The sequence below is a fragment of the Aeromonas sp. 602396 genome, assembly GCF_049173735.1.
Taxonomy (GTDB): domain Bacteria; phylum Pseudomonadota; class Gammaproteobacteria; order Enterobacterales; family Aeromonadaceae; genus Aeromonas; species Aeromonas veronii_A.
On sequence record NZ_JAAKSD010000008.1, the window covers coordinates 88,028 to 100,673 of the forward strand.

The following is a 12,646-nucleotide window of genomic DNA, read 5'->3' on the forward strand; positions in this document are numbered from 1 at the left end:
TGATGATAGCGGCTGGCGCCAATTTGGCAAGAGCAGTGTCAGTGGGGCGTGATGGGGTTGTGATGCGACAGGGGGAGGCGGCGGTGCCACGCTCCCCCGTGCGGTCGTTACAACCAGCGCTTTTCGCGGGTGAAACAGACCGACAGCCAGGCATCCCCAAGGGTATCGCCAAGGCGAGACCAGAGCTCCTGACGCAGGGCATCCTGACGTTCGACGGGCCACTCCTGACCCGGCGCCACCAGAATGTTCAATTCCAGATCGAAGCGGCGACCGCTTTTGGCCAGATGGCTGTAGCACTCGATGCCATGGCGCTGGCGCAGCGCCTCGATCTCCTGCTCGACTTGCCGTGGCACATCTCCCTTGGGGGCGATCTTCAACACTTCCCGCAGGTTGCGACCGAGCACCTTGATGGGAATGAGGGTGGCACAGAGGGCCAGCAGCGAGACCAGCACCGGGTCTATGTAGCGGTTGTATTGGCCGTAGCCGATGGCATCAAGGCCAATGGCGACTACGAAACCGATAAGCAGGGTGGCGCTGAGCAGGGTATCCACCAGCCACTCCTTGGAGTCGACCCGCACCAGCTCGGAGTCTACCTGTTCGGCAACCTGGGCTTCGATGCGATAGATGATGGCGCAGAAGAAGGTGGAGACGGCGGCATATATAAGGGCGTGGCCGAGATCGATCTCCCGTCCGCCATCCAGCAGGGTGGTGATGCCGCTATAGAGAGCGCCAAGGCAGAGCAGCAAGATAATGGCGCCATTGATGACGTTGGTGATGGGCTCGAAGTGGGCGTAGCCGTACTGGAAGCGCGCATCGGAAGGGCGGGTAACGAGATAGGCAGTGACCAGACCGAGGCCTGTCATGCCCATGCTGAACAGGGTGAAGATACCATCGAGCATGATGGCGTTGGAACCGACGAAGAGGCCGTAGCCGATGCCGAAGATGGCAAAGGTGATACAACCGAACAGCGACAGGGTAAGCGCCTGTTTTTCGGTGGTGACCAGCGTACTGATAACATGGCTGTGGTGAGCCATAAAAGTCCTCCTTTCAAATGGTGAATATTGCCAAGCGCAAGCGGTTTTCTAGCTGATATACTGCCCGCTCACATGTGAGCGGACTGGCCTGATTGCCATTGACAGGCGGCTGGCCAGTCGTAGTCGCCGGGGTGCCGGCATCAAGCAAAATAAGGGAACAAGGATTCATGATCCCGAGACTCGATTACCAGGACAGTTTGTCACCCACAACCCTGTCGTTCCTAGAGTTGCTAGGGCGCAGCGCCTTTCGTGGTGATATCGAAAAGTCTTATGCAAGCCGGTTGGCGATGGCGACGGATAACAGCGTCTATCAGGTAGTACCTCAGGCGGTTCTCTATCCGCGCAGTGCGGACGACATAGCAGCAATGCTCAAGCTGGCCGCAGAGCCGGCGTTCGCCTCCTTGAGTTTTTTCCCTCGCGGTGGCGGTACCGGCACCAATGGCCAGTCATTGGGCGGCGGCATTATCGTCGATCTCTCCCGTTATATGAACCAGATCATGGAAATTAATCTGGAGGAGGGGTGGGTGCGTGCCCAGGCCGGGGTGGTGAAAGACCAGCTCAACGCCTATCTCAAGCCCCACGGTTACTTTTTCTCGCCGGATCTCTCCACCTCCAATCGCGCCACCTTAGGGGGCATGATCAACACCGATGCCTCGGGGCAGGGGTCTCTGGTCTACGGCAAAACCTCGGATCACGTGCTGGGCCTCAAAGCCGTGCTGGAGAATGGCGACATCATGGCGACCGAGCCGCTGACCGGTGAGCGACTGGCCGACAAGCTGGCGCTGGAGAATCGGGAAGGGGAGATCTATCGCACCCTCTATCGTATCGGCAAGGAGCGCCGCGCCGACATCGAGGCGACCTTCCCCAAGCTCAACCGCTTTCTGACCGGCTACGATCTCAAGCACCTCTATCAACCCGATACCGATACGCTGGATGTGAGTCGGGTGCTGTGCGGCTCGGAAGGATCCTTGGGCTTTATCACCGAAGCCAAACTCAATATCACCCCCATCCCGCGCTACCGCACCCTGGTCAACGTCAAGTACGACAGCTTCCCCTCCGCCCTGCGCAATGCCCCCTTTATGGTGCAGGCGCAGGCTCTCTCGGTGGAGACGGTGGACTCCCGGGTGCTCGGGCTGGCCCGCGCCGACATCATCTGGCATTCGGTGAAAGAACTTATTCAGGATGTGCCCGGCAAGGATCTGCAGGGACTCAACATTGTCGAGTTTGCCGACACCGATGAGGCAGAACACAAGGCCAAGGTGGCGGAGCTCTGCCGCCGTATCGACAATCTGCTCGCCAAGGGGGAGGCGGGGATCATCGGCTATCAGGTGTGTGACCACCTGCCGAGCATCGAGACCATCTACACCATGCGCAAGAAGTCGGTGGGGCTGCTGGGCAACGCCGAAGGACGCAAGAAGCCGGTGGCCTTCACCGAAGATACCGCCGTGCCGCCAGAGTCACTGGCCGATTTCATCATGGAGTTTCGCGCTCTGCTGGATGCCCACGGCCTCGACTACGGCATGTTTGGCCACGTTGATGCCGGTGTGCTGCACGTGCGCCCGGCGCTCGATTTGTGCGATCCCGAGCAGGAGGTGCTGCTGCGCCGCATCTCCGATCAGGTGGTAGCGCTCACTGCCAAATATGGCGGCTTGATGTGGGGCGAGCACGGCAAGGGCTTTCGCTCCGAATACAGCCCCGCCTTCTTTGGCGAACTGTGGGAAGAGCTGCAGCGGGTCAAGGGGGTATTCGACCCGGGCAACCGCATCAACCCGGGCAAGATCTGTATCCCCTATGGTAGCGGCGCCGAGCTGGTGTCGGTGGATGGCCCCAAACGCGGCAAGTATGATCGCCAGATCCCGCTCGCGGTGCGCACCAGCTACACCCGCGCCATGGATTGCAACGGCAACGGTCTCTGCTTCACCTTCGAGACCGACTCCCCCATGTGCCCCTCGGTCAAGATCAGCCGTGATCGTCGCCACTCCCCCAAGGGGCGGGCGGGCCTGATGCGTGAATGGTTGCGTCAGCTGGCAGAGCAGGGCTTCGACCCGTTGGCGGAAGAGGTGGCGCTGCAATCCGGTGGTGTGCGCTTTAAACAGCTGGTGGACAAGGTGCGCAACAGCTGGGCCAAACAGCGCGGCGAGTATGACTTCTCCCACGAGGTGATGGAGGCGATGGCTGGCTGTCTGGCCTGCAAGGCGTGCACCAGCCAGTGCCCGATCAAGGTGGATGTGCCCGATTTTCGCGCCCGCTTTATGCAGCTTTATCATGGCCGCTACCTGCGCGCCCCCAAGGATTACTTCGTCGGCACGGTGGAGAGCTATGCGCCGTTGCTTGCCAAGGCGCCGAAGCTGGTCAACTTTTTCCTCGAAAAAGAGTGGGCCCAGAAGGCGACCGAGAAGAGCATCGGCATGGTGGATGTGCCGCTGCTCTCAGTGCCGACCCTTGCCGAGAGCCTGCACGATAACCGTGCCCGCTATTTTGATCTGCCGGGACTGGAGCGGATGAGCGTCGAGCAGCGCAAGCAGGTGGTGCTCATCGTGCAGGATCCCTTCACCAGTTATTACGACGCCCCTGTGGTGCGCGACCTGGTGAAACTCGCCAGCAAGCTCGGCTTCCAGCCCTACTTGCTGCCCTTTAAACCCAACGGTAAACCCCAGCATATCAAGGGGTTCCTGCGCGCCTTTGCCCGTACAGCGGCCAACAGCGCCCAGTTCCTCAACAAGGTGGCGGCGCTTGGCATTCCCATGGTGGGGGTGGATCCGGCCATGGTGCTCTGCTATCGCGACGAGTATGCCAAGGCGCTGGGGTCGGCCCGCGGTGATTTTCAGGTGTTGTTGCCGCAGGAGTGGCTGCTCTCGCTGCCAGCAGATCAACTGCCTGCTCGCACTGACAAGACCAAGAGCGAGGAGGGGGGCGAGCCCTGGTATCTCTTTGCCCACTGCACCGAGAAGACCGCCAAGCCCTCCACTCACGGCGACTGGAGCACCCTGTTTGGCCGCTTCGGGGCCAGCTTGCAGCCAGTCTCTGTGGGTTGCTGCGGTATGGCGGGCACCTATGGTCACGACGTCAAACAGGTGGAGAACTCCAAGGGCATTTATGGGTTGAGCTGGGCTGACCCGCTAGCCCGTCTACCCAAAGCGCGCTGTCTGGCGACCGGCTATTCGTGCCGCAGTCAGGTCAAGCGGATGGAGGGGGAAAAGCTCAAACATCCATTGCAAGCCCTGCTGGAGCTGCTCTGATGCTGACGTTTCCCAAGCGGTTTCGGGTGCCGAAGGCCTATCGGCACCCGCGTTTCTTGCTATTACCCGCCACCCCCGCTCAGGCGGTGGTGGAGTTTGTCGCCATCCTGCGCGAGCGTGAGCAGCTCCATCAGCTGTTTCGCCCGAATGATATCTGGCCCTCCGCCAACTTCAGCCTGAGCCAGCACGAAGGGGATCTGGAGTGGCAGCAGTCGGAGTTTCTGGCCAAGCGCTCCTTTGCCTATGGCCTCTGGAGCCCGGATCGGGAGCCGCAATTCTGGGGCGGGGTTTATCTCTACCCCTCGGTGTTGCCTGAGGTAGCGGTGGAGCTCTTCTTCTGGAAGGTGGCCGAGGCGCCAATCACGGATGAGGAGCTGGAGATTCAGCTGCGCGACTGGCTCGCCAACGTTTGGCAGTGGCCAGACCCCCGCTTGCCGGGGCGAGAAGTGCCCTGGGCTGAGTGGCCCGGCGTTACCTACCCCTGGTGACATCCCGCTTAAGGGCATGATTGTGTAACACGCAGTTCCGAGTCGGGGCTGCGTTGTTAACATGTCACCCGGTAACCAACAACTCATATAACCGAACCATTTTGTCGATGGAGGGCGTTTCACTCATATCGGTACGCATTCATCGCTTACATAAGGAGTCTGCTCGCAATGAGTCACGATATTGCGCCCATCTGGCGTAAACCCATGAGTCTGGAGGGGCTCAACGCCACCTCTCGCAACACCCTGATGGCCCATCTCGATATCGTCTACACGGCTTTTGGCTCCGATTGGCTGGAAGCGATCATGCCGGTGGATCACCGTACGCACCAGCCCCTTGGCATGCTGCATGGCGGCGCATCCGTGGTGCTGGCGGAAACCTTGGGATCGATTGCCGCCAATATGGCTGTGGGGCCAGATAGCTACTGTGTGGGGTTGGAGGTGAATGCCAACCATCTGCGGGCCAAACGGGAAGGGGTGGTGACCGGGCGTTGCGCGCCGCTCCATCTGGGAGCAACAACTCAGGTGTGGCAGATTGAAATTCGGGACGAACGTGAGCGTTTATTGTGCACCAGCCGACTGACCATGGCGGTGCTCAAACACAAGCGGGGCAAGGACTCCAGCGAGGAGTGATCTGCAATAACGCACTATGAGTGCAAAATAAGCAAGCCATACTCGCCAGATCCCTCTATAATTGCCAACGTCTTGAGAGGCTTATCACATTTTTCAAGACAGCAGAACAAAGTGGCGCTATAATCGCCGCCTTTTTGCTATTCCGCGGTGTTAGCCGCCTGCCTTAATCTGGAAGAATCTATGTCTGATACCGAACAACTGCCCCTTTTTAGTGAGCTTGGACTGGCCGCGCCTGTATTGAAAGCGCTGCAGGACGTGGGCTATGAGCGCCCGTCACCGATCCAGGCCGCAGCAATTCCCCACCTGATGGCGGGACACGATCTGCTGGGGCAGGCGCAAACCGGTACAGGGAAGACCGCTGCTTTTGCCTTGCCTCTGTTGTCTCGTCTGGAAGCTGGTAACCGCAACACCCAGATCCTGGTGCTGGCGCCTACCCGCGAACTGGCGCTGCAGGTGGCTGAAGCGTGCCAACGCTATGCACACCACATGCCTGATTTCCACGTGCTGCCGATCTACGGTGGTGCCTCCTACGAAACCCAGACCCGCGCCCTGCGTCGTGGTGCCCAGGTTGTCGTCGGTACTCCGGGCCGCGTGATGGATCTGATCCGTCGCAAGAACTTGGATCTCTCCGGCCTGAAAGCTCTGGTACTGGACGAAGCTGATGAAATGCTGCGTATGGGCTTCATCGACGACGTGGACTGGATCATGGAGCAGTGCCCGAGCTCTCGTCAGGTTGCTCTGTTCTCTGCCACCATGCCGGAGCAGATCCGTCGCGTGGCCCAGAAGCACCTGAAGCAGCCCAAAGAGATCAAGATCGCCTCCAAGACTGCTACCGCTACCACTATTCGCCAGCGTTACTGGCAGGTAACCGGTCTGCACAAGCTGGACGCCATGACCCGCCTGCTGGAAGTGGAATCCTACGAAGCCCTGCTGGTATTCGTACGTACCAAGAACGCTGCCGAAGAGCTGGCTGGCAAGCTGGCCGCACGTGGCCACGCCTGTGAAGCGCTGCACGGTGACATCCCGCAGAAGCTGCGTGAGCGTACCGTTGACAAGCTGCGTCAGGGCCAGCTGGACATCCTGATCGCCACCGACGTGGTTGCCCGTGGTCTGGACGTTGAGCGTATCACCCACGTAGTGAACTACGACATTCCGTACGACACCGAATCCTACGTTCACCGTATCGGCCGTACCGGTCGTGCCGGTCGCAAGGGCGAGGCCATCCTGTTCGTGGCTCCGCGCGAGCGCCGCATGCTGCGCGCCATCGAGCACGCAACCCGTCAGGCCATCGAGCCGATGAAGATGCCGAGCACCGAGGACATCAACCAGCATCGTCTGGCCAAGTTCAAAGAGCGCATCCGCGAAACCATGATGGGCGAAGAGCTCGAGATCTACCACAACCTGGTAAACGAGCTGATCGAAGAAGATTCTGCCGATCCGCTGGAGCTGGCTGCCGCACTGGCCAAGCTGGTACAGGGCGACCAACCGCTGCTGCTGGATGACTCCATCCCGGATCCGCTGTTCAACAACAGCAACGATCGTGGTGGCTTCGAGCGTCGTGACTTCAACGATCGCGGCGGTCGTGACTTCGGTGACCGTGGCGATCGTCCGGCCCGTCGCATGCCGTCCCTGGAGCCGCGTCCGCTGAAAGACAACCCGGACGTGGAGATGGAGCGCTACCGTGTCGACGTGGGTGCCCATCACGGCGTCAAGCCGGGCCAGATCGTGGGCGCCATCGCCAACGAAGCGAATATCGAGAGCCGCTTCATCGGCAACATCGACATCGCTGACGACTTCTCCACCGTTGACCTGCCCAAGGGCATTAGCGCCGATGTGCTGGAAGTGATCAAGAAAGCCCGTGTTTGCCAGCGTCCGCTGCAGATCACTCGCTACACCGAGGTGCCGGCCGGTGGCAACACCAGCAGCCGTCCGCCGCGCGGTGATCGTCCGTTCCGTGGCGACCGTCCTTTCAACAAGGATCGCCGTCCGCAGGGTGACCGTCCGTTCAACAAGGATCGCCGCGAAGGTGGTTTCAACAAAGATCGCAAATTCGGTGGCAAGCGCCGCGAAAGCTGATTGCTGATCCCGTTATGAAGAAGGCCGCTCATTGAGCGGCCTTTTTTTGTGCCAGCCTCTCGCGAGGCGGTAAGGTGCTGGTGCGCCGAGGATAACAGGAAAACTGTGCTCAGAACCTTGTGGTGAGCGCTCAGGCTGCCATAAAGCTGTCATGCTGAGGAGATAGATGACGCCGACGTGGCATGCCTCACCATCGCCCTGAGGGTGGTTTGCTGGGTACCCGTCGCTGAGCGTTAGAAAAGGGGGGCATGCCGGCTAATGACACAACGGCGATGAGCAAGCCCATGCCCAACCAGCTGCTCCATGGGAAGTGCCGGGGAGGTGTTGCTCATACAGGCGATGGTCTGGCGAGAGTGCTCACCTGTTTTTGTCGTTGTTGCCGTTGTCGGCACCGATGTTTGTGTTTTCCGGAAAGCAAAAAACCGACCCTGAGGTCGGTTTTTTTAATTTGGCGGTGAGGGAGGGATTCGAACCCTCGATACGTTGCCGTATACACACTTTCCAGGCGTGCTCCTTCAGCCACTCGGACACCTCACCAAATTTTCGTTCACTGCGCTGTTGCGCTGGAACGGGGCGTAATTTAGGGGAAAGGACTGTGTGGGTCAACCTCTTTTCCCCTTATTTTTCATAATCTTTTCCGAATGCCTAACCCTTGCGCAGAATGCCGGTTTTTTAAACCGGATCAGGGCTTGTCGAGGATGATCAGACTGTCCGGCAGCTCGTTTTGATCCCGGGTGGCCGGGAAGGCATCGGTCAGAATGGCACTAACGCGCTCCACGCACTCCAGAAAACCCTGTTCGATCTCCTTGTTGCGCACTCGCGCCACGAAGTCGTCGATGATCTCCTGCCACTGGCCGTTGTCGATATGCTGGGCGATGCCGTCATCCACCAGTATTTCTACATAGTGCTCGGCGGCTGAGACGAAGATCAGCACCCCGAGCCGGTCGCGGGTGCGGTGCAGCCCTTGCTCGACAAATTGCAGGCGGGCCATCAGGGCCGCCCGGTGCTGGCGAACCTTCTTCGGGATGAGCCGCATCTTGATGGGGGTCCAGTGGAACAGCAGGCTCAGCAGCAGCCAGACCGACCACTGGACCAGCAGGATTTCGTACCAGCCTAGCCAGAAGCCGAGCTGGAACACCAGCAGCGGGGTGAGCATCGCCAGCAGCGCCGCCCAGAGGGTGGGAATGTAGCGATAGCCATCGCTGGCCGGGGCCAGCACGGTCACCAGTTCGGCATCCGTTGCCTGTTCGGCTTGTCTGACCCTGGCCTGAAGCGTGTGATAAAACTGTTTGGAAATCATGTCGTTGTCTCTTAATCCCTGTTACCAGCCACCGGAGGCTCCGCCGCCGCCAAAACTGCCGCCGCCACCGCTGAATCCGCCGCCGGAGCGACCACCAAAGGAGCCGGCACCCAATCCACCGGCCATGTAGGCCGACCGACGTCGTCCTCCCGGCCCACCGCCGCCACCCCCGCGCAGGTTGTGGAGCACGATCATCGCAATCACCACCAGAATAAACAGCCAGGGGCCGCCACCCTTGTCACTCTTTGGCTGCTCGACCGGCTGATATTCTCCGGCGAGTGCCTTCATGATGCTCTGGCTGCCCGCCATGATCCCGGCCACCATATCGCCGCGCTTGAAGGCGGGCAGGATGCGGCCATGGATGATGTTGGCTGCGATGGCGTCGGGCAGGGCGCCTTCCAATCCATAGCCTACCTCGATCCGCACCTTGCGCTCATCCTGGGCGATCAGCAACAGCACGCCATTGTTTTTACCTTTCTGGCCGATCCCCCAGTGACGACCGAGCTGGTAGCCGTACTCCTCGATAGTCTCCCCATCGAGGCTGTCGACAGAGACCACCACCAGCTGGATACCGCTGCGCTTTTCAAAGGCGGCCAGCTGTTGGGTCAGTTGATGGGCCTGTTTGCGGGACATAAGACTGGCTTCATCCACCACCCGTCCGCTCAGCGTCGGGAAGTCCGGCGCCGCTTGCAGGGCAGTGGCCCAGAGCAGCAGACAGGGAAGAAACCAGCGCAGCATCATCTTCATTGGAAGCTGACCTTGGGCGCCTCATCGGCACCGGGTTTGGCACTGAAACTGGGTTTGGCCTCCAGATCCGAGTAGAGCAGCTTGGACCAGATGACGCCGGGGAAAGTGCGGATCTCGGTATTGAACTGGCGCACCGCCTCGATATAGTCGCGGCGAGCCACTGAGATGCGATTCTCGGTTCCTTCCAGTTGGGCCTGCAGGGCAAGGAACTGCTGATCCGCTTTCAGCTCGGGGTAGCGCTCTACCACCACCATCAGGCGAGAGAGGGCGCTGGAGAGCTGGTTCTGCGCCGCTTCAAACTCCTTGAGCTGGGCAGGATCGTTCACCTGCACGCTGCCGACCCGGGCACGGGCATCGGTGACCGCCTTTAGGGTCTCCTGCTCATGGCTGGCGTAGCCCTTGACGGTGGCGACCAGATTGGGAATGAGGTCGGCGCGGCGCTGATACTGGTTCTCCACCTGCCCCCAGCTCGCCTTGACCTGCTCATCCAGGGTCGGAATGTTGTTCATGCCGCAGCCGGTCAGGCCGAGCAGCAGGGTCAGGGTCAACAGGCTCTGCGTGGTTTTGCGCCAGAGTGATGTGGCCATCTTGTTGTTCTCCTTTGGTATTTCGAGTCGATAGTGCGCCATGGATGGTGTACGACCAAGAGTGCATCACCATACCAGCTTGGGGTCAGTTGCCACAACGCGCAGGTAGCTCAGGTCGCTTGTTGATGCCGGATACCTTGGGCAGCTGGGACTTGTCTTTTAGCCAGGATGCCAGCTCTTCCCCACAGCCATTGCCGGGCGGAATGGGAGCCTGGGGTTCACAATCGGGGCTGCCCACCGGGCAGCGCAGCCGCACGTGGAAGTGGCTGAAGTGGCCCACCCAGGGGCGTAGCTTGGCGACCCAGGGTTCGTTACCAGCTTGTTGGCAGACCGCGGATTTGATCACCGGATTGACGAAGATGCGGGCCACCTCGGGTTTGCTGGCCGCAAGCCGCAGCAGGGTGAGCTGCTGCGGGCCAAAGCGGCCCGGTAACATCTTGTAGCTGGGTTCGTCGATCAGTGCCCACTCCTTGGGGGCATCCTGCTCCCATTTGCTGATGGGGCGGTTGGCCATGCGAAACCAGATATCGGCATCAAGGCCAGTCTGGTGGCTGCGATGGCCGGAGGTAAAGGGGCCGCCCCGGGCCATCGCCAGATCGGCGATATAGAGATCCGGCAGCCCGGCCATGCGGGTCTGGTTGGCCAGCGCTTGCAGATAGTGGATAAGGTCGGGGTGGCCGTAGTAGCGCAGCCGTTTGGTGCGGATCACCTGATAACCCGGCCCTTCGAGGGGCAGGGATACGCCGTTTTTCAGGCAACCGGCGGCATAACCACCGATGGCTTCCGCTTGCAATACAGTCGCCAGCAACAGGGACGTCAGCATGTGCGTGCTCCTTGTCTTGCTTCGAGTCGGCTCAGCAATACGAACAGACTCAAACATATAAATAAATAGGCCGCGGCTACCAGCAGCCAGATCTCGTAGACCAGTCCGCTGGAGTTGGCCATCTCGGTACCGACGAAGGTGAGCTCCTGCACCGAGATAAGGGAAACAATGGCGGTATCCTTCACCAGCGCGATGAGCTGACCGGTGAGGGGGGGCAACATCAGCAGCATGGCCTGCGGCAGGATCACATGGCGCAGCCGCACCCAGGGGGAGAGTCCGAGGCTCTGCGCCGCCTCCCACTGGCCACGGGGGATGGCGGCAAGCCCGGCACGGACGATCTCGGCGACGAAGGCTGCGCTGATCATGCCAACGCAGAGGGTGCCTGAGATGAGGTTTTCCCAGCGGGCAGGTGGGCCAAACAGCGCCTCTTGCCACGGGGAGAGTGATACGGTGCCGAGCCAGCGGGAGAGGCCGCTCGCAGGCAGCAGCTGGTTGGCGATAAAGAAGTAGAAGATGAAGATAAAGACCAGCGGCGGCAGATTGCGGATCAGCTGGATAAACAGGGTCGCGGGCATCACCAGCCAGGGGCGGCGGCTGAAGGCGGCTACCCCCAGCGCAGTGCCGAGCAGCAGCGCCAGCACCATGCCGAGCAGGGCGATGCGCAAGGTGGTGAGCAGACCGCTGAAAAAGTAGGGCAACTCGCCGTGAGGGCCAGGGGTGAACAGCAGATCGAAGGCCTCATGCCAGCGCCACTGATAGGCCACCCCGATGTGCAAGCGGCTGGCCAGCCAGAGGCCAGCCAGCAGCAGGATCAGGGCGATCGCCCCATCCAGCCAGTTGATGTTCCGACATGCCCCACGGACGATGCGCCGGATGGTCTCTTTTAGAGCAATCAGCATCAGGGGTTGGCGACCTGCGCTTCCCAGGCCAGCGACTTGAACCAGTAGTCATGGCGCGCCTTGAGCCAGCCATCGGCCTGACGGGCGGCGATCCACTCGTTGAACTGTTCAGCCAGGGCATCATCCCCCTTGCGCAGGGCAAACCCTTCACTCCCCTCTGCCAGCGGTTTGGCAAACGGCATAAAGAGGGCATCCGGGTGGCGCAGGGCTTCCTGCTCGGGTTTCGGGGAAGAGGAGAGGGCGCCGTGGGCGCGGCCGTTCAGCACCTCCTGAAATACCTGTGACTCGTCATCAAACTGGCGCAGGGTGGCCTTGGGGAAGTGTTCTTTTGCCACCTGTACCGGTGAGGCGCCACGACGTACCGCCAGGATCACCCCGCGCTGGTTGAAGTCCGCCACGGTTTTCTTCTCTTTGGCCATGGTGCTGGAGGCGGCCAGCTGCACCCCCGAATGGGAGTAGGCCTGGGTGAAGCGCACGCTCTTCTCCCGCTCGGGGGTGATGGTGAGGCCGCCGATGATGACGTCATATTTTTTCGCCAACAGGGAGGGGATGATGCCATCCCAGGCGGTAGGCACGAACTCTACCTGCCAGCCGTTATCTGTGGCGAGGCGACGGGCCACGTCAATCTCGAAACCGATCAGGGCCCCCTGCTTGTCGCGCATCGCCCAGGGGGCGAAGGTGGACATGCCGACCCGCAGGGTACCGCTCTGTTCGATCTGTGCCTGGGTGTCGGAGGGGGCAGTTTGTGCCAGTGCCGGAGTGAGCAGGCTTGTCAGTAGCAGGGCAGCGCCCGACAGGGTGGTCTTGAATGACAGATTCATGG

General features: G+C 60.7%; 11 protein-coding genes and 1 tRNA gene. 4 read left to right on the forward strand and 8 right to left on the reverse strand.

Going from position 1 to position 12,646, the window contains the following annotated elements; genetic code table 11:
* Positions 1-107: 107 nt before the first annotated feature.
* Complete coding sequence (locus G5229_RS11550; RefSeq protein WP_005352774.1) at positions 108-1,034, reverse strand: cation diffusion facilitator family transporter; 927 nt, start codon at positions 1,032-1,034, stop codon at positions 108-110.
* Positions 1,035-1,201: 167 nt separating this feature from the next.
* On the opposite strand from G5229_RS11550, the gene G5229_RS11555 reads away from it, so the two are divergent.
* The 4 genes from G5229_RS11555 to G5229_RS11570 all read left to right on the forward strand — a co-directional run bounded on the left by G5229_RS11555 (position 1,202) and on the right by G5229_RS11570 (position 7,467).
* A complete protein-coding gene (locus tag G5229_RS11555) occupies positions 1,202-4,273 on the forward strand; it encodes an FAD-binding and (Fe-S)-binding domain-containing protein (protein ID WP_421209152.1) in 3,072 nt (1,023 codons plus the stop codon).
* The gene (locus tag G5229_RS11560; RefSeq protein WP_421209153.1) at positions 4,273-4,761 is read left to right on the forward strand and encodes a hypothetical protein; all 489 of its coding nucleotides are present in this window, start codon (positions 4,273-4,275) and stop codon (positions 4,759-4,761) included. The genes G5229_RS11555 and G5229_RS11560 overlap by 1 nt, the downstream gene beginning before the upstream one ends.
* 168 nt (positions 4,762-4,929) lie before the next feature.
* Positions 4,930-5,391: a hotdog fold thioesterase gene (locus G5229_RS11565; RefSeq protein ID WP_216953377.1), complete on the forward strand. Its 462-nt coding sequence runs from the start codon at positions 4,930-4,932 to the stop codon at positions 5,389-5,391.
* Positions 5,392-5,571: 180 nt separating this feature from the next.
* On the forward strand, positions 5,572-7,467 hold the full coding sequence (locus G5229_RS11570; protein WP_199258754.1) for a DEAD/DEAH box helicase: 1,896 nt from the start codon (positions 5,572-5,574) through the stop codon (positions 7,465-7,467).
* Between the two features lie 449 nt (positions 7,468-7,916).
* On the opposite strand, the gene G5229_RS11575 is transcribed toward G5229_RS11570, so the two are convergent.
* From G5229_RS11575 to G5229_RS11605, 7 genes are all read right to left on the reverse strand, one after another.
* Positions 7,917-8,004: transfer RNA gene (locus G5229_RS11575), tRNA-Ser, on the reverse strand.
* 145 nt (positions 8,005-8,149) lie between these two features.
* The gene (locus G5229_RS11580) at positions 8,150-8,767 is read right to left on the reverse strand and encodes a TPM domain-containing protein (RefSeq protein ID WP_421209154.1); all 618 of its coding nucleotides are present in this window, start codon (positions 8,765-8,767) and stop codon (positions 8,150-8,152) included.
* Positions 8,768-8,788: 21 nt separating this feature from the next.
* Entirely contained in the window at positions 8,789-9,514 is a 726-nt protein-coding gene (locus tag G5229_RS11585; protein ID WP_139743589.1) for a TPM domain-containing protein, read from the reverse strand.
* On the reverse strand, positions 9,511-10,101 hold the full coding sequence (locus tag G5229_RS11590) for a LemA family protein (protein WP_421209155.1): 591 nt from the start codon (positions 10,099-10,101) through the stop codon (positions 9,511-9,513). The genes G5229_RS11585 and G5229_RS11590 overlap by 4 nt, the downstream gene beginning before the upstream one ends.
* An 85-nt stretch (positions 10,102-10,186) precedes the next feature.
* Positions 10,187-10,924, reverse strand: a complete 738-nt coding sequence (mepA, locus tag G5229_RS11595) for a penicillin-insensitive murein endopeptidase (RefSeq protein WP_421209156.1) — start codon at positions 10,922-10,924, stop codon at positions 10,187-10,189.
* On the reverse strand, positions 10,918-11,823 hold the full coding sequence (locus G5229_RS11600; RefSeq protein WP_069555751.1) for an amino acid ABC transporter permease: 906 nt from the start codon (positions 11,821-11,823) through the stop codon (positions 10,918-10,920). The genes mepA and G5229_RS11600 overlap by 7 nt, the downstream gene beginning before the upstream one ends.
* On the reverse strand, positions 11,823-12,644 hold the full coding sequence (locus tag G5229_RS11605) for a transporter substrate-binding domain-containing protein (RefSeq protein ID WP_139442150.1): 822 nt from the start codon (positions 12,642-12,644) through the stop codon (positions 11,823-11,825). The genes G5229_RS11600 and G5229_RS11605 overlap by 1 nt, the downstream gene beginning before the upstream one ends.
* Positions 12,645-12,646: the final 2 nt, after the last annotated feature.

What these genes read in the sequence shown, in the direction of transcription:
- G5229_RS11560 (WP_421209153.1), top strand. Translation starts at nt 4,273, where the DNA reads ATGCTGACGTTTCCCAAGCGGTTTCGGGTGCCGAAGGCCTATCGGCAC.
- G5229_RS11565 (WP_216953377.1), top strand. Translation starts at nt 4,930, where the DNA reads ATGAGTCACGATATTGCGCCCATCTGGCGTAAACCCATGAGTCTGGAG.
- G5229_RS11585 (WP_139743589.1), bottom strand. Translation starts at nt 9,514, where the DNA reads ATGAAGATGATGCTGCGCTGGTTTCTTCCCTGTCTGCTGCTCTGGGCC.
- G5229_RS11580 (WP_421209154.1), bottom strand. Translation starts at nt 8,767, where the DNA reads ATGATTTCCAAACAGTTTTATCACACGCTTCAGGCCAGGGTCAGACAA.
- G5229_RS11605 (WP_139442150.1), bottom strand. Translation starts at nt 12,644, where the DNA reads ATGAATCTGTCATTCAAGACCACCCTGTCGGGCGCTGCCCTGCTACTG.
- G5229_RS11600 (WP_069555751.1), bottom strand. Translation starts at nt 11,823, where the DNA reads ATGCTGATTGCTCTAAAAGAGACCATCCGGCGCATCGTCCGTGGGGCA.
- mepA (WP_421209156.1), bottom strand. Translation starts at nt 10,924, where the DNA reads ATGCTGACGTCCCTGTTGCTGGCGACTGTATTGCAAGCGGAAGCCATC.
- G5229_RS11590 (WP_421209155.1), bottom strand. Translation starts at nt 10,101, where the DNA reads ATGGCCACATCACTCTGGCGCAAAACCACGCAGAGCCTGTTGACCCTG.
- G5229_RS11555 (WP_421209152.1), top strand. Translation starts at nt 1,202, where the DNA reads ATGATCCCGAGACTCGATTACCAGGACAGTTTGTCACCCACAACCCTG.
- G5229_RS11550 (WP_005352774.1), bottom strand. Translation starts at nt 1,034, where the DNA reads ATGGCTCACCACAGCCATGTTATCAGTACGCTGGTCACCACCGAAAAA.
- G5229_RS11570 (WP_199258754.1), top strand. Translation starts at nt 5,572, where the DNA reads ATGTCTGATACCGAACAACTGCCCCTTTTTAGTGAGCTTGGACTGGCC.